The sequence below is a fragment of the Candidatus Nitrotoga sp. AM1P genome, assembly GCF_013168275.1.
In the GTDB taxonomy this organism is placed as follows: domain Bacteria; phylum Pseudomonadota; class Gammaproteobacteria; order Burkholderiales; family Gallionellaceae; genus Nitrotoga.
In genome coordinates this window covers 1,004,005-1,023,001 of record NZ_AP019547.1, presented here as the reverse complement: position 1 = coordinate 1,023,001, position 18,997 = coordinate 1,004,005, and the positions used below count along the sequence as shown (strand labels likewise).

Annotated in this window: 18 protein-coding genes; 6 read left to right on the top strand and 12 right to left on the bottom strand. The window is 44.9% G+C overall.

From position 1 onward, the window contains the following. Positions 1-8 precede the first annotated feature (8 nt). Positions 9-2,291 (bottom strand): cellulose biosynthesis cyclic di-GMP-binding regulatory protein BcsB, encoded by a 2,283-nt coding sequence (gene bcsB / locus W01_RS04530; protein WP_256380122.1) that lies wholly within the window; start codon positions 2,289-2,291, stop codon positions 9-11. Between the two features lie 785 nt (positions 2,292-3,076). Between bcsB and W01_RS04525 the strand changes: the two genes are divergently transcribed. The 3 genes from W01_RS04525 to W01_RS04515 all read left to right on the top strand — a co-directional run bounded on the left by W01_RS04525 (position 3,077) and on the right by W01_RS04515 (position 6,442). Next, positions 3,077-3,526 (top strand): universal stress protein, encoded by a 450-nt coding sequence (locus W01_RS04525; protein WP_173052458.1) that lies wholly within the window; start codon positions 3,077-3,079, stop codon positions 3,524-3,526. A gap of 486 nt (positions 3,527-4,012) precedes the next feature. Continuing rightward, positions 4,013-4,636, top strand: a complete 624-nt coding sequence (locus tag W01_RS04520) for a carbonic anhydrase family protein (protein WP_173052456.1) — start codon at positions 4,013-4,015, stop codon at positions 4,634-4,636. A gap of 165 nt (positions 4,637-4,801) precedes the next feature. Continuing rightward, on the top strand, positions 4,802-6,442 hold the full coding sequence (locus tag W01_RS04515) for a SulP family inorganic anion transporter (protein WP_173052454.1): 1,641 nt from the start codon (positions 4,802-4,804) through the stop codon (positions 6,440-6,442). 169 nt (positions 6,443-6,611) lie between these two features. Here W01_RS04515 and W01_RS04510 read toward each other — a convergent pair whose 3' ends face one another. The 11 genes from W01_RS04510 to W01_RS04460 form a co-directional block, all read right to left on the bottom strand. Beyond that, positions 6,612-7,604, bottom strand: coding sequence for an L-threonylcarbamoyladenylate synthase (locus W01_RS04510; protein ID WP_173052452.1), 993 nt, complete (start codon positions 7,602-7,604; stop codon positions 6,612-6,614). A 15-nt stretch (positions 7,605-7,619) separates the two neighbouring features. After that, positions 7,620-8,057 carry a phosphate-starvation-inducible protein PsiE gene (locus W01_RS04505; protein ID WP_198421347.1) on the bottom strand — a complete coding sequence of 146 codons (438 nt, stop codon included), beginning with the start codon at positions 8,055-8,057 and terminating at the stop codon, positions 7,620-7,622. A 445-nt stretch (positions 8,058-8,502) separates the two neighbouring features. Beyond that, on the bottom strand, positions 8,503-9,390 hold the full coding sequence (locus tag W01_RS04500) for a phosphoribosylaminoimidazolesuccinocarboxamide synthase (RefSeq protein WP_173052449.1): 888 nt from the start codon (positions 9,388-9,390) through the stop codon (positions 8,503-8,505). Positions 9,391-9,402: 12 nt separating this feature from the next. Then, positions 9,403-9,897 (bottom strand): 5-(carboxyamino)imidazole ribonucleotide mutase, encoded by a 495-nt coding sequence (purE, locus tag W01_RS04495; protein WP_173052447.1) that lies wholly within the window; start codon positions 9,895-9,897, stop codon positions 9,403-9,405. A gap of 683 nt (positions 9,898-10,580) precedes the next feature. Beyond that, entirely contained in the window at positions 10,581-11,063 is a 483-nt protein-coding gene (locus W01_RS04490; protein WP_173052445.1) for a Cache 3/Cache 2 fusion domain-containing protein, read from the bottom strand. A gap of 345 nt (positions 11,064-11,408) precedes the next feature. Beyond that, positions 11,409-12,347, bottom strand: a complete 939-nt coding sequence (gene lipA / locus W01_RS04485) for a lipoyl synthase (protein WP_173052444.1) — start codon at positions 12,345-12,347, stop codon at positions 11,409-11,411. Between the two features lie 133 nt (positions 12,348-12,480). Next, positions 12,481-13,122 (bottom strand): lipoyl(octanoyl) transferase LipB, encoded by a 642-nt coding sequence (gene lipB / locus W01_RS04480; protein ID WP_173052443.1) that lies wholly within the window; start codon positions 13,120-13,122, stop codon positions 12,481-12,483. 4 nt (positions 13,123-13,126) lie between these two features. Continuing rightward, the gene (locus W01_RS04475) at positions 13,127-13,393 is read right to left on the bottom strand and encodes an HP0495 family protein (RefSeq protein WP_173052442.1); all 267 of its coding nucleotides are present in this window, start codon (positions 13,391-13,393) and stop codon (positions 13,127-13,129) included. Positions 13,394-13,516: 123 nt separating this feature from the next. Then, a complete protein-coding gene (locus tag W01_RS04470) occupies positions 13,517-14,374 on the bottom strand; it encodes a D-amino acid aminotransferase (RefSeq protein ID WP_173052441.1) in 858 nt (285 codons plus the stop codon). A gap of 26 nt (positions 14,375-14,400) precedes the next feature. Then, the gene (locus tag W01_RS04465; RefSeq protein ID WP_173052440.1) at positions 14,401-15,540 is read right to left on the bottom strand and encodes a D-alanyl-D-alanine carboxypeptidase family protein; all 1,140 of its coding nucleotides are present in this window, start codon (positions 15,538-15,540) and stop codon (positions 14,401-14,403) included. 107 nt (positions 15,541-15,647) lie between these two features. Then, positions 15,648-16,532 carry an HDOD domain-containing protein gene (locus tag W01_RS04460; RefSeq protein WP_173052439.1) on the bottom strand — a complete coding sequence of 295 codons (885 nt, stop codon included), beginning with the start codon at positions 16,530-16,532 and terminating at the stop codon, positions 15,648-15,650. Between the two features lie 217 nt (positions 16,533-16,749). Between W01_RS04460 and W01_RS04455 the strand changes: the two genes are divergently transcribed. The 3 genes from W01_RS04455 (at position 16,750) to W01_RS04445 (ending at position 18,864) form a co-directional block, all read left to right on the top strand. Beyond that, positions 16,750-17,208, top strand: coding sequence for a copper chaperone PCu(A)C (locus tag W01_RS04455; RefSeq protein ID WP_173052438.1), 459 nt, complete (start codon positions 16,750-16,752; stop codon positions 17,206-17,208). A gap of 118 nt (positions 17,209-17,326) precedes the next feature. Next, the gene (argB, locus tag W01_RS04450; RefSeq protein ID WP_173052435.1) at positions 17,327-18,211 is read left to right on the top strand and encodes an acetylglutamate kinase; all 885 of its coding nucleotides are present in this window, start codon (positions 17,327-17,329) and stop codon (positions 18,209-18,211) included. Further along, positions 18,208-18,864 (top strand): pyrimidine 5'-nucleotidase, encoded by a 657-nt coding sequence (locus W01_RS04445; RefSeq protein WP_173052433.1) that lies wholly within the window; start codon positions 18,208-18,210, stop codon positions 18,862-18,864. The genes argB and W01_RS04445 overlap by 4 nt, the downstream gene beginning before the upstream one ends. Positions 18,865-18,997 lie beyond the last annotated feature (133 nt).

Here is an 18,997-nt window from a genome sequence, read left to right as displayed (position 1 = left end):
CCAGGTGCTTATTTCTTGTGTTGACCGAGTCGTTTGGTAGCCAGATTACGTAGGGCACCAAAGGCAAGTAGGGCAACAAAAAGGCCGATTGCGACGCCGATAGCAGTCAGGAGCAGTGGGTGGTGATTCAAGTGGAACCATATCCAGCGCCACCACGGTAATTCGCCTATGTAATACACATTATTAACGCGAAAGCTCTCGACACTTTCGCCACGCATTAAAGCGAGGTCACCGCGGATGTATTGAACTTTCCCGCCATCATTCAGGGCATCAAGAGCCGAGGTCAAAGCTGTGGGGGTATTGGAAGTAAGGGCGATGACACTACGTGACGGGCTGAGCGGTGATTCAAAGCCGATGAGGGCAGCCAAAGGTCCGGAGCCAAGAAGTATGGTGCCTTCTCCAGATTTGGATGTTTTGTTATCACTCAGTCCGAACCATTCATAAGCCATATCCATGGCTTTGCCCAAAGGCGCAAAGGTGCGGCTTCCTGCTTCCAGAAGGGCAGGAAGGGATTTGCCCCAACTCGCGAGAAGATCTTTGTTGGCACCGCTGGCAATCACCAGCAGATCTAAATTTTTTGCGTCTTGTACGGATTTTGTCTGTAGGAGTTTGAAGTGTAGAGCGGGAACTCCGGTGGAACGGCCCATATGGCCTAGTAAAGCGAACATAGCTTCCATGTCAAAGGTGTTAGGCTGATCGGGGATGACGATCGCGGTCTCGGCGAGGTCGGCGTACTTGGTGAACGGAAATCCACTATTAGCGAAAAATGCCAAGTTTGGCATCGCTGCATAGTGGTATAAATGGCTTAAATCTAAAGTTGAATCTGGATCGATTGCCGCGCGCATGTTTCCTTGAGGTGAAGATTTGCAGCGACCGTTATCACTGAAAGGAATGGAAAATGAAAACTGTAGTTGGTTATTGCTGCCCAGGTGGAAAGCGGGGATTACCACTCCGCTTTGCTCCCGCAAGGAACCATCATCCAGAAGAGGCAGTATCAGGCGGTTCTGTTCTCGGGTTCCTGCGCCGGACAGCAGCGGTATTGCTTCGATAAATTGGTCGTTTATTTCAATTCTCAGATTGGCATCGCCTTGTTCTGCCGGTGGCGTGTAACGGTATTTGAGGTCAATCGGTACTCCCTTCACTTCCCAGGTAAACAGATCGGCTGGCAAGCGGGCGTTGATGAGAATTGGTTCGAGAGGCTGCCCCTGGCGCTGTAGGTCGGCCGGGCTATTGACGAGTTGTCCCAATGGTATGGGACGGCCTGATTGCAGCCAGTTAGGCGCATCGTAAGCGACACGACGCGGTGGATATTCCAGTGTCTTGACGGTAATTGAAGTGCCAGTCATGACAGCTTTGCCCAGAACCAAGGCATCTGCAGCTAGCTGCAGGTCGGCAGCATTACGACCAAGGATGAGGAGTAGCTTGCCTGTAGGATTTTCCGGATGTTGCATCAGAGAGATGGTTGGTGCGTCCACTTTGGGATATTTAGCAAGAAATTCTGGTCGTTCGTCATTGGTCACGAAAACCACGCCATAGCGTTCTGGCAGACGATTCAAATAGGCTGGAAAGCGGGCACCGCGATAGCTCGCCAAAGCACCAAACCAGGAGGCGATACCGCCCGCTGCTCGCAATGAACTTAGAGAGGGTTGGGTGGCAAATACGAAAGGCAGGTTAAGTAAGCGATTGTCTCGTTGATCGAAGAAGGGAGCTGGCAGCAGAGCAAGATCGTTGCGTAGAGCGATTGATTGCAAATTTATTTCCAGCGTGCTCATGTTGCTAATGTTGGCCCACAAGCTGGAGTGGAGAGGAAATTCGCAATCATTGGTGTAATGACCGATGAATTGCAAGTGCAGTTTGTTAAAGTCAGTAAAGAAACGGGGATCAAGATCAACATCAAGTTTTTGTGGGCCAGTCGGATTTTCTTTGGTCACTGGTAACGTAGCTAACACTTCATCGTTCAGATATACCTTGAGATGAGAGATATTTGGTAGCAGTGCGGGAGATAGTGTGTAGTTTAGATGCAGTTTGGCCTTGGTGACGACCTCATCCAGCCGCACACCCAAAGAAAGATAGGCACTACTGTTCACGCCTTTCAATTCGATTGGGCGGGAAGCGCCGATGTCCTTCATGGTTAATACTGACTGGCGGCTGGGAATTGTTGGGGTTTCTGTCTTTGGCACGAGGACAGGTGGATCTATTTGTGCGGCCCATGAAAGAGACGAGAAGCTTAAACAAAGAGTTGTGAGCAGCACTAAAGATTGGTTGAGGTTGGCAATCACAGAAACTTTCATTTTTGATTTTTAGGTTTTGTCTAACTTCAATTGACAGGAGGTTTAATTTTATTTTTACTAATTAGTTTAGTAACATGTTTTTTACCATTACAATTTATTGTTTCTAAGTTGAATTATCAGTGAAATTCAAGCGGGATGATAAGTAGAATAAGGTGGAAAACTTCCTCTAGCTTGGCATTTAGTAATGCGCGAGTTCGTAGTGAAGTCCTTGTTGCATTGCGGTTGATATAGAACAAAGCTGTAACTATTTATAACTTTCTAAAATATGGATCCAATAATTGTGTTGTTCTTAAGATAATGTAATCACTTATCCATAATGACGGTGAAATAGTTAGGATTCATAAGTATGATAACTCACTTCATTATCGCTCGGTAGTTATCTATTTCGTGTTATGGGTCAGTTTATTTTTTGCTATTTGCTGTGAAATTAAACGTTGTCCAGCATGAATTTATTGTCGGCTAATAGTTCAAGAAGTTTAGGCAAGTACTGTGTTTTATCGTTACAAAATTCGTGCCGAGGCTGTCAGGCAATTACTGAATATATCTTTAAATATTAAAAACGACAACGTATGCAGGCTCGGCTGAGCTATCTATCAATCGTTGCATTTATAACGTTAATTCAACGAATAAAAATTGAGTATAATTAGAAGTGCAAACGGGGTAGCGGTATTCTGCGGTATTGATTAATTACTCTCTTAAAATTCGACTCATTAATTGTCTTGACTAATTGACTCACTGTAGATTAGTGTCATAAAAAAGGATTTACATTTACTCTAGAGGTTAAAATGAACCCACGAAAGATAGTCATTGCTATGCCAACCGAAGAAGAGTTTATGCCCAGTATTTCAAGGTGGGGACATGAGTATGGCTGGACCAAAAGAGAAGCTTACTTCGTTCATATTATCAAGAAAGATATTAGTGTTAGTGAGATGGGTTTCGAGGAAATTCCTGACAAAGCAACAGTTGAAAATATGAAACAACAAATGTTAGATTTCATTAAGAATAAAGCAAGAGAAATGATGCCTGTGCTTGCATTCAAAAAAGCTCATTTTGAAGTTTTATTTGCGCAGTCTCCAGCAGATCGGCTGGCTGAGTATGCTAAAGAAATTAATGCGGGTGTGATCGTAGTAGCGACAAGAAATAAAAGAGGTTTTGCTGGGCTTTTTCTTAGTTCCTTTGCGGATCGCCTTTTAAAACTATCACCCTGTGATGTATTGGTTTTAAGACCAAATTAAAAATTAATCTACGGTAGATTCAAGAACCGACCGCAACTGTTAATGTTTATTCGTCAGATGTGGCAAGTTTTATATTAAGTAAAACTTGTAAACCACTACCGATGATGGAAACCCAATTGATTTTCTCAGACCTGTTAGGATCCAAGTAATTGTATTTAACAGTTCAGCTGTTCTTGCGTGTAAATCGGCAAGTCTGCCTTCGGGAACATACTGGCGCAGCAGCTCGTTAATATTCGTTCAAACCGCGTTGTCACGGGCTGTGCGAGTAGTAAGTATCCTGGTTCGTTTAGTCAGTCAGTGTTTTTGCTCATCTTGCGCCCTTGGTCGTAGATGGAGGTCTTGCGTAGCTCTGACGGAATTGAACGGGGCGCTTTGCTGAATTTGCTCAAGGTCGCTTGCGTCTGTCTATCACGCTCATTCTCGAGCTAAGAAGGCTTAGCATTTAGTTATATTTAAAAATATTTGTAATTTTTTGTGAGAAATTTGATGACCCCCGATATCCGCGACATTCAATTATTGCTTACGCCGGAAATGGCATTAAAAGCTCTCAAAGATGGTAATGCACGTTTCGTGAATAACCTTAAAATCAGCCGCAATGTGTTACAACAATTGAACGAAACTTCAGATAGGCAATATCCATTCGCCGTTGTTTTGAGTTGCATTGATTCACGCGCATCAGCTGAACTTATTTTCGATCAAGGCTTAGGCGATCTTGTCAGTATTCGAATTGCGGGAAATATTATTAATGAAGACATTCTGGGTAGTATGGAATTCGCTTGCAAAATCGGCGGTGCAAAAATTGTCGTTGTATTAGGTCATAGCCGTTGCGGCGCCATCAAAGGCGCGTGTGATGATGTCAGGTTGGGTAATCTTACCACTCTAATCGCCAAACTAAAGCCAGCAGTGGCAAGTGTTCGCGAGCCAACAACAGATCGGAATTCTAAAAATTCAGAGTTTGTGGAAAAAGTTGCCGTGGCCAATGTACGCTTGATGATTGCTAACATTAAACACCGGAGTGAAATTTTGCGTGAAATGCAGGATAACAACGAGATAGCTATTGTGGGTGGTATGTATGAAATACAGACTGGAAGTATTGAGTTTTATCAATAAATAAATATAGTGAGCCAGGCGTAGCTCTTACCTACGTGTTTATTTATGGCCCAAATAATTCCGATTGATAGATAAATTTTTCATAAATTATCACCATAACCTCATACTATTGTTAAACATACCGTAATATAATGCTATCAACATAAAATTGTGGAGGCGGAAAAAATGACCCAGCAGCCCATGCAGTACTATTTTAGACATCTAAAAGATGATTTGCCTGCGGGTATCGTAGTTTTTTTAGTGGCTTTACCGTTATGTCTGGGTATCGCCTTGGCATCTGGCGCGCCTTTGTTCGCAGGATTAATAGCAGGAATGGTTGGTGGTTTGGTTGTTGCTTGGTTAAGCGGCTCACAACTTAGTGTCTCCGGGCCAGCGGCCGGATTAACAGTGATTGTTTATAATGCTATCGAAACATTAGGTAGTTTTCAGGGATTTTTAGTTGCAGTGATCATTGCAGGTATTATGCAATTGGTAGCTGGCTTTCTCAAAGCGGGAGTCATCGGAGCTTTTTTTCCTTCAGCTGTCATCAAAGGAATGTTGGCTGCTATTGGCTTGATTCTTATAATTAAACAGATTCCTCATGCTACTGGTTACAATGAACATTTTGGAGGGCCTGAAGCTTATACACATGAAGATGTACATGAGTTTTTCTTCCCGATATTAGATGCATTTAGCTCTATTTCACAGGGCGTCGTGCTTATATGCATGGTTGCTCTGCTTATACTAATAATTTGGGAAAGACCATGGTTTAAAAACCAGAAATTTTTTAAACTAATTCCTGGCCCGTTGATCGCCGTAATATGGGGAGTTCTCTACAATTTAGGTGCTGAACGATGGGCACCGGATTGGTCGGTCAGTGCAATTCACTTAGTGAAGGTGCCTGTCTCAAATAATATCGGCGAATTCTTGAATAATTTTATATTTCCAGACTACAGTTACTGGGCTAATCCTCAGGTTTATCTTATTGCAGCAACGCTAGCTATCATAGCTAGTCTCGAAACATTATTAAGTCTTGAGGCAGTAGATAAGCTGGATCCTTTAAAACGTACTGCACCTACTAACAGGGAACTGAAAGCACAAGGAGTTGGCAATATTATTAGCGGATTAATCGGAGGGCTTCCGATTACTGCGGTTATTGTGCGTAGTTCAGGCAATATTAACGCGGGTGGAAAAACTCCTCTATCCTGTTTTATTCACGGTTTATGTATATTGCTGAGTGTAATGTTCTTTGCGAAATACATAAATTATGTTCCGCTCGGTTGTTTGGCCGCTATTTTGTTGCACACAGGGTTTAAATTGGCCAAGCCAGCCTTGTTTATGGATTTTTATCGCAAAGGGTGGAGTCAATTAGTGCCTTTTGTTATTACAATAACAGCGATTTTAACAACCGATTTATTAATAGGAATGTCAATCGGTGTGGTAGTTGGTTTATTTTTTGTTATTAAGGCTAATTACCGTGCTGCCATTACCTTGACTCAAGATAAATCGTTTTATATATTAACGCTTAACAAAGATGTTGTGTTTTTGAATAAATCTTTATTGAGAAAGCTTCTTTCTCATATCAAGCCAAACAGCACGCTCACAATTGATGCCAGTAAATCTCAGTTTATTGATCACGACATTATCGAAACGATTGATGACTTTTTAGTAACCGCTCCAAATCATAATATTTCAGTTGAAATTTATGATCTTTATGAGAAAGCGAGTTTAAAGAGACATGAAGATTTTGTCATATTGAAAGACCATTATGATAAAAGCCCATCTGGTAATAACATGATTATCGATAATAAGATAATGGGATTGTAAAATAAATTATGAATTCCATGGTGATTCAACTCTGAAAAGTACTTTTTATAAATAATTTGCATCATACTTGTTGAGTTAAAAATAATTTATGATTTATGAGTTATTCGATCTGTAGATGGCTATATCGTTTTTATTACCTCATTGTTTCCCGCCGCTACATTCGTTCTCATTAACTGCGCCCTGAGTGAGCGGCGCGCCGCATCCTGTCATTGATTGCAACCCACTCTTGCGTTGCGGGCGGTGTTTCAGCTAAAAGATGATCGAAGCTGGCGTGATCAATACGATGCAGTGTCGCATAAAGGTCGTGTCCATACTCATCAGCCAGTAGCGGCATCTGAAAGCATGTGATTCCACCACTGTTTATGCACTTGTTTTCATCACTTAGTTTAAGAACTGCTACTTTATAGCCCAGCTTAGCCAGTTGATGTGCTCGACGCCATAATTCGTCTGCCGGGTGGATTTCAATTGGAGTTGTGGGGGCATAGTGTGAGTCCAGCATGCCAGAAGCTCGAACATTATGGGCAGCTGCTTGAGTCAGCAAGATTTTCTTATTAAGTGTGTTCTCAAGAGCTTCGATAGAAAGTCCACCGGGCCGCAATACCACAGTTTCTTCATGCGTTAAGCTAACGATGGTGGATTCCACACCGATACGGCATGGACCTCCATCTAGAATCATACCCACCTTAGATCCCAGCTTGTCATGTACGTGTTGCGCTGTGGTTGGACTTATCTGCCCAAAACGATTGGCTGATGGTGCTGCAATTCCGCCGCCGAATGCATGCAACAGGGCGGTCGCGATAGGATGGTCTGGTACACGCAGGCCTACGGTATCTTGCCATCCGGTAACCTCATTCGGCACTCGATTGGAGCGTTGTAGGATCAAAGTCAGTGGCCCCGGCCAGAATGCAGCTGCCAGTCGCCATGCGTCGTCGGGGATATTTCGCGCCCAAGCTGGCAGTTGGGAGGTCGTGGCAATATGAACGATTAGCGGATGGTCGACTGGTCGACCCTTGATCTCAAAGATCTTTTGCACGGCAAGTGGATTGGAGGCATCCGCCCCCAATCCGTAGACAGTCTCCGTAGGGAAAGCCACTGTTTCACCTGACCGCAGTAATAATGCGGCAGCTTGTATCTGGTCATTTGGGATAATATGGAGATTCACTGACAGTGTCTGTTTTCAATCCTGTGTTCGGTCGACTTGTCGTGGTTCCGTCGACGATTCATCGCCCGAATAGGGATAACGTACATGGCCGAAGCGAATCAGAAATACTGCTAGCGTTAGCATCAGGATAGAACCAGTTACCGCGAGCATACGCCAGTCATCCATGGCTTTCATGTCCAAGATCAGGTAGCGCGCAAGTGCCACCATGCCGATATAAAGCGGGAAGCGCACTGGCAGCTTGCCTGAGTTGTAATATAACCCAACCATGGCCAGTACTTCTAGATAAAGGAAGAGCAGCAACAGGTCGGTTAGTGTCACTTGTTCTGCTCGTACCATAATCATGGTCTCGCTTGCCATGGCGAACACTGTGGCGATGGCGATGACTAGTAAGCCGATATGTTCGACCAGAGAAAGAAGCCGTTGGTTGAATATTTTAATGGCTGTTTTTTTCAATCCGTTCGCACCTCAATAATATAAACGTACATTTAAAATATGGGGGATTTTGTTTTAAAAAATTGACCCTGCAGGTCTACTGTCAATGGTCTGACCTTTATGATGGATGTATTGTAGTACTCGCAGAGTAATTACGATAACCAAAGGTAGTAACAGCTGGCAAGAAAAACCGTTCTGTTAATGTTAATTAAATACATGGTAGAGAGCGATAATTACTCTTCTGAATACTAGGAATGCAGTAGTAGAAAGTGAGCCTACCGTTTTTGTTACCCTCAATTGAATGACTAATCGCTATTAATATAACTCGCATAGAAAATATTAATTATTTTGATTAGCGTAGGTATAAATATAGGGATGCTATCACTGCATAATGATGTAATCCACGCCAGAGATTGCGTTCATCAAACTTTAGCGCTGTACAAATGTCAATTGCTGAAGGACTGTGTTACACGTCCATCAACAGTCGCCCGGCTTCGTGATATTTTTCTGCAGTCTTTTCGATTACGTCGGCAGGAACTTTCGGCGCTGGGAATTGTTTATTCCAGCCAGAGCCCTCCAACCAGTCACGTACAAACTGTTTATCAAAGCTAGGTGGGTTGCTACCCACTTTGTATTGATCAGTTGGCCAGAACCGCGAAGAATCGGGTGTCAGTGCTTCATCAATTAAATACATTTTACCTGATGAATCCACACCAAATTCAAATTTTGTATCAGCAATGATGATTCCTCGGGTAGCCGCATATTCCGCTGCCTGGGTATACAGCGACAAGGCTGCATGACGCACTGCATTAGCACGTGGTACACCCAGCAATTTTGCGGCTTGGTCGAAGGAGATATTTTCATCGTGTTCACCTGCTGGTGCTTTGGTTGAAGGTGTGAATAATGGTTGTGACAATTTTTGCGCTTCCTGTAAATCGGCAGGTAATTTAATACCGCACACCATACCAGTCTTTTGATATTCCTTCCAAGCGGAACCAGCCAGGTAGCCGCGCACGATGGCCTCAATGGGTACGGGTCTCAAGCGTTTTACTACGAAGGCCCGGCCAGCCAGTTGCGCGCGTTCTTCATCAGTTTTAACTAAGGATTCTGGCTTGATACCGGTAAGGTGATTAGGCAGAACGTGATTAAGCTTGCTAAACCAGAAATTGGACAGGGTAGTGAGTACTTGACCTTTTCCTGGCACTGGAGTCGGTAAAATCACATCAAAGGCAGACAAGCGATCAGTTTGCACAATGAGTAGGCGATCATCATCCACTTCATAAATGTCACGCACTTTGCCCCGATGTAATAATGGCAAGCTGGTTAAGTTGGATTCAAGTAATACGGAGGACATAGGATTTCCCTTTTAGCTTAGTGATGGCAGCTTGATCGTAGCAATTGCTTCGGCCTGCTGTTTGCGGAATGCGCTGAGGCGCTTGGCTAACTCTGTATCGTTAAGTGCCAGCATGGCTATCGCGAACAGGCCAGCATTCGCCGCACCTGCTTCGCCGATAGCAAATGTGGCCACCGGAATACCCTTGGGCATTTGTACGATGGACAGTAGTGAATCGATTCCTTTGAGGTATTTGGATGGAATGGGTACGCCCAGTACTGGCAGAGTAGTTTGTCCAGCAATTACACCAGCCAAATGCGCCGCACCACCTGCACCAGCAATAAAACACTGTACGCCCTGATCACTCATTTCCTGAACATAGGTTAATAACAGTTCCGGTGAACGGTGTGCAGAGATCACGCGCGCATCGTAGGCTACGCCGAAATCATGCAGAGGGCGCGCGGCCTGCTGCATGATTTCCCAATCATTTGAACTGCCCATCAAGATGGAAATTAGTGGTTTGTTCATGTATTTCCTTTTTAATATGGTTATTTTAACTTGTTAATAATAATCAATGTATTATGTATATGGAAATAGAAAATTGGGTGGTCTGCTAGCAACACTTAAAAAGACTCGTATCAGTTCTTCACAATCCCGTTATTTTCTTCCGCTTAATTTATCTTAGCCCAGACTAACTTGACTATCCAAAAACATGCGGCTGGCATAGATTTCTTTGGTTTTGATAGCCTTTAAAATAAATCTTGGTGAGATTTTTAATTCGGTATCTAGGCCAATCGGAGTGTCGATATGAGATTTATTGAGATTCGTTCATTTAGCCTAGAAAATCAGTCACCAGTTAAGGCTTTGGATTGCAATTCCGCATATTACGAGTGAGGAGCATCTACATCAGATATTAAGCAATGGAATACTCAAAAGTACATTAGTACGGTAAGTAACGTAAGAATCATGGCCAAACTTAACAAAAATGATTAGTACAATATAGTAATAAAATTGTAGAGCAGTTCAAATGGATTGAATTAATTTTGTTTTGATTGGAAGCGCATACATTTCGACCAAAATTATACCGTAGTTTCAATTTAAGTGAACGATCCCTATTGTTTCTTAGAAAGCATCTTGCTCAAGAAATATACAGTCGTGCATATACCTGATTTGGGTGCAGTCCAGATTTTAACCGCGTCTAAACTTCATAATTATTTTTTAAATCCAATAAGATAGATGCCGATAATTTTACCCACTTTATCTTTTATAGGGTCATAACAAGTATAGAAAGAATTACCTAAAATATCGATATCACCACAATATACTTCACCCTTCATCACTGCGTCATAAGCCTTGTTATGAGCAAGTTTAGTTCCAATCCCACGAACTCCTTTAGGCGTTAGTACATTTGTACTCACGCGAATAAATTCCACGCCATCTTTAACAAAGACAGTAGCGTAAGCACCAGACGTCTTTTTAATTTCATCAACAACATCAAAAGTATTGTTTATTTTTTGTTTACCGAAATAAATGACTGGAGCCATTATGTTTCCAGACTTTTCTACTCCTTCAATTCTAGGTTCGCCCATTTTTATAAATTTCGTTTTGAGTTCATCCACTGTTTTTCTGGCGTTATCTGCACTCGCAGTGGTCATAAATAGTAATGTTGCTAGAAACAGAATTGTTTTTTTCATAAAAAATATCCTTTTGTTTTAAATAAATCGATTCAAATAAATGTGTTTATGGGTATTGAATTTTAAGTATTCATGATGCAATTGTACATATTTAATAAATATTAATATCCATAATAATGTACAAATATTGATATTTTTAACTTTAATCTCTACGGGTTCAATTCTCCGCTCATTGGAGCGAAGGCTGGTTGCAAGCCAGCGGATTGAAAAGCGTAGTTAATACCCGTAGCTTGCTGCGGGGTGTTTTATTTTTAAATCGCTCTATCTATCAATTTATAAACGGGATATTGGCATTATCTCTTGTAACTAGAGATGCATTTGTATTTTTTCTGGAATAATTGAAAATTATATAGCACCAGCTTGATGTGCCTGTTCATCAGCATGGTAGCTGCTGCGTACCATCGGCCCGCAGGCTGCATGTGAAAATCCCATTTCCAGCGCGGACTGTTCGAATATTTTAAAGGTGTCAGGGTGGACATAACGTAACACTGGCAGATGACTGTTGGAGGGTTGTAAATATTGTCCTAGCGTGAGCATTTGTACATCGTGCGCGCGCATGTCTCTCATTACTTGTAGTACCTCTTCGTCAGTTTCGCCTAGTCCCAACATCAAGCCAGATTTTGTTATCACTTGTGGAAAGCGTGCTTTGAAATCTTTTAATAATTTGAGCGAATGAGTGTAGTCTGCGCCGGGACGTGCCAGTTTGTAGAGGCGCGGTACGGTTTCCATATTGTGATTAAGTACGTCAGGCAGGCTATTCGCCAGAATGTCCAATGCGGTTTCCAGGCGGCCACGAAAATCCGGAACCAGTGTTTCCAGTTTGGTATGGGGTGAAGTAGCGCGAATGGCGGTCAGACAATCGACGAAATGCTGCGCGCCACCATCTCGCAGATCGTCGCGATCCACGCTGGTGATAACCACATATTTAAGCTTAAGTATCGCAATGGATTGAGCCAAATGTGCCGGTTCGTTAGCATCGGGTGCCAGCGGTTTGCCGTGCCCTACATCGCAGAAGGGACAACGTCGTGTGCAGAGATCACCTAGAATCATGAAAGTGGCCGTGCCCTTGCTGAAACATTCGCCAATGTTGGGGCATGATGCTTCTTCGCACACAGTATGTAATTTGTGTTCACGTAGCAGGCGTTTGACGTCGTGATAACCTTGCCCGCTGCCGGATTTAACGCGTATCCATTCTGGTTTACGTAGGCGTTGCTCTAACTGAACAATTTTGATTGGATTACGTGTTGTTTTAGCTGCGCCAGTTTGCTTTTCTGTGATAGTCATTATGGTTTTTCCTTTTAGCTAGTTTGCTTGTAATGCGAGCTCTGACATAAGCCGTTGTTTATTTGGTTTTAGGAGCGTGTCTGGTGTGAAATCTTAATAATTCACAGGAGCCTGCTTCTGCAAAGATACATTTTCAAATATACCTTGGGGCCGACTTCTCTGATTTATGTTGCTGTAATAATTTGATTAAATGTTGTGCAAGTTGCAGTTCCAGTTCAGACCGCGGAACACCTATACCTAAGTCTTTTGCTTGGATAACACGCAATCCGGCAAAGCCACATGGATTAATGTACGCGAACGGGGTAAGATCCATGTCTACGTTGAACGCCAATCCGTGATAGCAGCATCCATTGCGAATTTTTAATCCAAGTGCGGCAATTTTTGCGTTATCTATATACACGCCCGGTGCTTCCTCACGCCCCTGTGCTATTACGCCGAATGATGCAAGCAAATCTATCACGGCCTGTTCCATTAGCCGTACCAGCCCGCGCACGTTAAGTTTCCAGTGGCGTAAATCCAGCATAAGGTAGACGACGATCTGGCCGGGGCCGTGGTAGGTAATCTGGCCGCCGCGGTCGATTTTGACCACCGGTATGTTACTGGTATGTAGAAGATGTTCCGGTTTTCCTGCTAAGCCTTGGGTATAGACTGGCAAATGTTGTAGTAGCCAGATTTCGTCTCGCGTGTCGGCGTTACGCGCAGCGGTAAACTGTTTCATTGCTTGCCAGGTTTGCTGGTATTCGACCAGACCTAGATGTTTGATCAGCGGTACCATCTCACTAAAGTACCATCACTACTTGTGGGTGGTCGCACAATTCTTGATACAGTGCATTGAGTTGTTCGCGTGAGGTGGCATGCACGGTGCAGGTCAGTCCGATATAGCGTGCGCCGCTACTGGGACGCATTTCCATAGTGGCAGCGTTAAAGTTGGGATCGTAACGCATAACCACTTCCGTTACTGTTTGAGCGAAGCCCTGATGCGACAGCCCTAACACCTTTATTGGGAAGTCGCATGGGTATTCGATAAGACTGTCAGTAAGTGCCATGGATAACTGGGTAAGTTTAAGATTTCTAACCCCACGAAGGTAGGGGATTGCAGTTCGATCAAAATTATTAACCCCTGATATCTGCCAAGTTGTTAGCTGACTACAGGGGAATATCAGGCTTTCTTACGTCTTGCGCATCACGTCGCGCTTGTAGTCCTGATAATGTTTATGTAGTTTGGCAAACATCACTCCGGGTTTGCCATCGCCTACCGCTTTATTATCCAAGGTAGTGATAGCAAGTACTTCTTTGGTGGAAGAGGTGAGTAACAGCTCGTCAGTGTTGAATAATTCGTCCTTGGCAATCTTGCGAACTTCATGAGGTATGTTGTGGGCGGCGGCGATTTCCAGCAAGACGTCGTAGGTGATTCCAGGCAGCATAAGATTATCTTTAGGCGGGGCGAGCAGGACGCCATTTTTTACTAAGAAAATATTGCTGGCTGCGCCTTCGGTCATGAAATCATCATCACGTATCAAAATGGTTTCGGCACAGCCAGCGTCTATTGCCATTTGCCGTAGCAGCACATTAGGTAAAAGCGAAATAGCCTTGATGTCGCAACGCAGCCAGCGGTTATCCGGCGCACTTACTGCTCCCACGCCGCTGGTAAGTAATGCGGCGGGTGGAGTGAGAAGTGGGTTGCTCATCATAAATACGGTCGGCTGGACCGAAGGGTTAGGGAAAGCATGGTCACGTTTAGCCACGCCGCGTGTGATATGCAGATATAAATATTGATCTTCTGCGGTATTGCGCTCGATCAGATCCGTGATGAGCTTAGTCCATTCCTGGTCACTGTGCGGGTTTGTCAGGCGTATGCCGTCCAAGCTGAATTGCAGGCGCTTGAGATGTTCGGCCAGACGGAATGCAGAGCGTGAATACACGGGGATAACTTCATATACGCCATCGCCGAAAATGAAGCCACGGTCCAGCACGGGAATGTGTGCTTCTTCAATGGGCATGAATTGCCCGTTCAAATAGACTGTCATTGTATGATTTCCTAAAGAAGAAGCCTTTATTTGAAAAGTAAGCGGATACTGTCCCAGCCGCGCGAAAATACATTGGCCAGCGGCACAGGCTCCAGCGCCACCAGCTTGTATTCGGCATAGGGTTTGCCGCCCAGAGTAATTTTTATCATACCGATTTTTTGCCCACCGGCAATCGGTGCCACAAGAGGCTGCTGTGTTTCCATGGTTGCCTTCAATTGTGCAAGTTGCCCTGTTGGGATGGACAGGAATAGATCGCTGCGGAATCCCACTTTGACTTTGCTCTCGGTACCTTTCCATAAACGTAAGTTGGCAACCGGTTCGTTCTTCTGATACAGGCGCACGGATTCAAAATTTTGGAAGCCGTAATTTAGTAGTTTCTGGCTTTCGGTAGCTCGCAAGTTGTCGGATGCTGTGCCCAGCACCACTGATATTAGCCGCCGCTGGTCGCGCTTTGCCGAAGCCACTAAACAGAATCCTGCACTTTCTGTATGTCCCGTTTTCATTCCATCCACATAGGGATCCATCCACAATAAGCGGTTGCGGTTGGCTTGATTGATATGATTGTATTGATATTCACGCAAGCTATAAATCGGATAGTGCTCGGGAAAGTCGCGCACTATAGCAGCGGCAAGTAGCGCTGTGTCATATGCACTGGAATAGTGCTGTGGGTGTGGCAACCCGGTGGCGTTGATGTAATGCGTATTGTTCATGCTCAGTCGTTGTGCTTCCTGGTTCATTAGTTTGGCGAAGTTTTCTTCGCTGCCAGCTAGGGTGATTGCCAACACACGCGCGGCATCGTTACCAGACTGTACGATGAGGCCACGCAGTAATTCTGCAATCGTCACGGGTTTATTTTTGTCTAGAAACATGCGTGACTCCACGCCTTGGGTGCGCAGTGCTGCTTCTGAAGGGACTACTGTCTGGTTCAGCGATAATTTGTTCAGCCTGAGGGAGTTGAAGGTCAGGTAGGCAGTCATCAATTTGGTAATGGATGCTGGTTCGGTGCGTTCATTGCCGTTTTGGTCGACCAGAATCTGATTACTGGTAAAGTCGTATAGCAGATAGGATTTGGCTGCCAGCACTGGAGCAGGCGGCAGGCTGGTTAGCTGTGCCTGGGCAAACAATGGAAATAACAGAGCGATAAGAAACGACAGCGCAAACTTCATATTGAGACCAGTAATCAAAACCGCAATTATAGACTGGTGGGATTGGTTGGGATATGGGGTGAATTTGATTAGGCTGGTTAAATGAGTTGGAAAATCGTGTCTCTTAATCAATATACTGCTGCCGCCTGTTCCGCTTGCTCAGCTACTTGTACACTGATTTCCTCTGCCTTACTTGGATCGATGCCCAAAACTTCCCAATCCTCGTCGCTGATGTGGGTATCGACGTGTTCATTAATACCAAAGGAAGCCAGCAATTTTTCTGCCAGGCTGATCATGTGTACTATTGGTTGTCCCGCTGCCGCTTCGGCTACATCCGATGTATGGTGGTAGCGCAACACGGCAATAATTTCATCCGGCAAATTCCAGTGGCGCGCTAGCTCCGCACCCAATTCGTCGTGGCATATTTCCAGCATTTCCCGTTCTATACTCAGTACAGGACGATCAGATTTTGCTGACAAGAGGGCATGCAGGTCATCGCTCCGTTTTGGATCCAGAAAAGCGAGTGCAAGATAGCCTATGTCGTGCAGTATGCCAGCCAAAAAAACTTGATCATCCTTAGGGCGGATTTTTGCGGGCATGGCACGGGCGATGCCGAGCATGGCAAACGCAATACCAAAGCTATGCAACCAAAGATCCTGTGCCTTAAATTTACCCGTGGATACTTTGGTCGACAAGGACATGATGGCGATGCCAGTTGCAATCGATTTGACACGGTTCATGCCTAATAATATCGCAGCCTCTTTTACTGAGGTTGTTTTTCGTGCGGAGCCAAGCATTGCTGAATTGGATAGCCCGATAATTTTTGCTGAGATCTGCGGGTCTTGCTCGATTAGCATTAACATTTTCCGTTCGTTTTCGTCACTGTTGATCTGTAGCGCCAGCAGTTTTTGCGCAATGACCGGCATGGCGGGCAGTACATTAATATTCTTGACAGCCTGTCGTAGATCAATATTTTGGTTGCTGGGAACTACATATATGCTGTTGGTCGACATGTTCATTCCTCGAATTGGTGCTGTTTATTATTGTTGAGTGCTAACTGCTTACGGTTAACATTTTAGCCAAATTGCAGACGGAAAAATGTTTATATTTCGCTAAATTTATGTAGACACTCGTTTTTCTGGTTTCTATTTCAGGGCGGAAGGCATGATTGCCTATTGCCGTGCAATTCATGTATCTTACGGTACATTTTTATAAATAGAGGAGACTCGGATGCGTTACGCAATTGCAATCGTCATGCTGTTTTGTGCGGTACAAGCATGGGCAGAAAATGTGGTAGTGAGCGATGCCTCGGCGCGCGCCACGGCCCCGGGACAAGAAAGCGCCACAGTACGGTTTTCCATCACCAGCAAGAAAGAAGCAAGGCTGGTGGCGATTGTCAGCCCGATTGCGGGTGCAGTCGAGATTCATAGCATGACGCATGATAACGGTGTAATGAAAATGCGTGCCATTGAATTTCTGCAGCTACCTGCAGGAAAGATGGTTAAGTTGGGAGCGAGTGGTAATCATGTAATGCTGCTTAACCTCAAGAATTCGCTTAAAGCGGGTGACAATGTGCCACTTACCATTACCGTGGAATTCGCTGATAAGCGTAAGGAAAAGATTAATGTGAATGCCGAAGTTAAATCACTCAGCCCAAGCCACAATAAGCACGAGCAACATACCCATTAGTATTTTGATGATGCCTCATTGAATAAACGCGTGGCTTGGTGCTGCCCAGTTGTTTCGTGCTGCAATGATGGTGGACTTCTGAGGTAAAATGCGCGCCTGTTTAGCGAAGGAAAACAACATGTCACTTACCTCTGCCACCGCCTTCCAGAAAGCTCATACGCTGTCTGAGGCGTTGCCATACATCAAACGGTTTTTTGATAAAACTATCGTAATCAAATATGGCGGCAATGCCATGACCGACCCTAAGCTGCAGGAAAGTTTTGCGCGCGATGTGGTATTGCTCAAGCTGGTCGGCATGAACCCGGTAGTGGTTCATGGTGGTGGGCCGCAGATCAACGACCTGCTTCAGCGCATTGGTAAGCAAGGGGAATTCGTCCAAGGCATGCGCGTCACGGATGAGGAGACCATGGATGTGGTCGAAATGGCGCTGGGCAAGGTCAACAAAGACATCGTCAATTTGATTAATCGGCATGGGGGCAAGGCGGTGGGGCTGACCGGGCAGGATTCCTCGTTTATCCGTGCGGACAAGATGCTGCTGGAGAGCCACGATGAGCCGGGCAAGTTGCTGGACATCGGTCTGGTAGGAGAGATTAATTTGATTGATCCATCGATTATAAATTTTCTCGATTCTGGTGATTTTATTCCGGTCATTGCCCCGATTGCTGTCGGGCCGGATGGTGAGACACTGAACATTAATGCCGACGTAGTGGCGGGCAAATTGGCGGAAGTGCTGAAAGCAGAAAAACTGGTATTGTTAACTAACACGCCCGGCGTGCTGGACAAGAGCGGCAAGCTGCTTACTGGTCTGACACCGAAACAGATTGATGAACTGGTGGTGGACGGTACGCTGTCCGGCGGCATGTTACCCAAGATCAGTTCGGCGCTGGACGCCGCACGCGGGGGAGTGAGGTCGGTACACATCATTGATGGCCGCGTGGAACATGCGCTGTTGCTGGAAATTCTGACTGATGAAGGTGTGGGTACGCTGATTAAAAGTAAATGAGTCGACTCGTCTGGATTTTTGATCTGGACAACACTTTGCACAACGCTGTGCCGCACATTTTTCCGCACATTAACCGCAGTATGAACGCTTACCTGCAACAGCATCTGAAGCTGGATGAACAGACAGCGAACGAATTGAGAATGCATTACTGGCAACGTTACGGTGCGACCCTAAGTGGCATGATGCGGCACCATGCCACCGACCCCGATCATTTTCTGTGGCATACACACCAGTTTCCGCAGCTACCGCAGATGGTATTGTGTGAAGCACGCTTGCGTCATGTGTTGAAAAGATTGCCGGGCAAGAAATTGGTATTTTCCAACGCACCGCAGCATTATGCACAGGCCGTGCTGCAATTGTTGTGCATAGACGATTTGTTCGATGATGTGTTCGCCATTGAGCATACGTGTTACCAACCCAAACCACAGTTAGCAGGTTTCATACGATTGCTACGCAAGCATCGTTTGAATCCGGCGCGTTGCGTGATGGTGGAAGATAGTGCGGAAAACCTGCAGACTGCCAAACGTCTGGGGATGCTTACCGTGTGGGTGAATGCTACGTCCCGATTGCCGGCATATGTGGATGTAAAGATTCGTGATGTGATGAAGTTGCCGCGTATTTTATCGCGGCTGAATTCAAGTGGAACGACCTAAACACCAAACCGAACGAGCAATCGTTGCGTATAGGCAGTCAGGGTTCTGTCATCGGACGCTGGCAGTAGTTCGGCAAAAGCGGCTTACGTGAGATTCAATGGCACAGTAGTTGCAGCAATAGACCATACTTTCT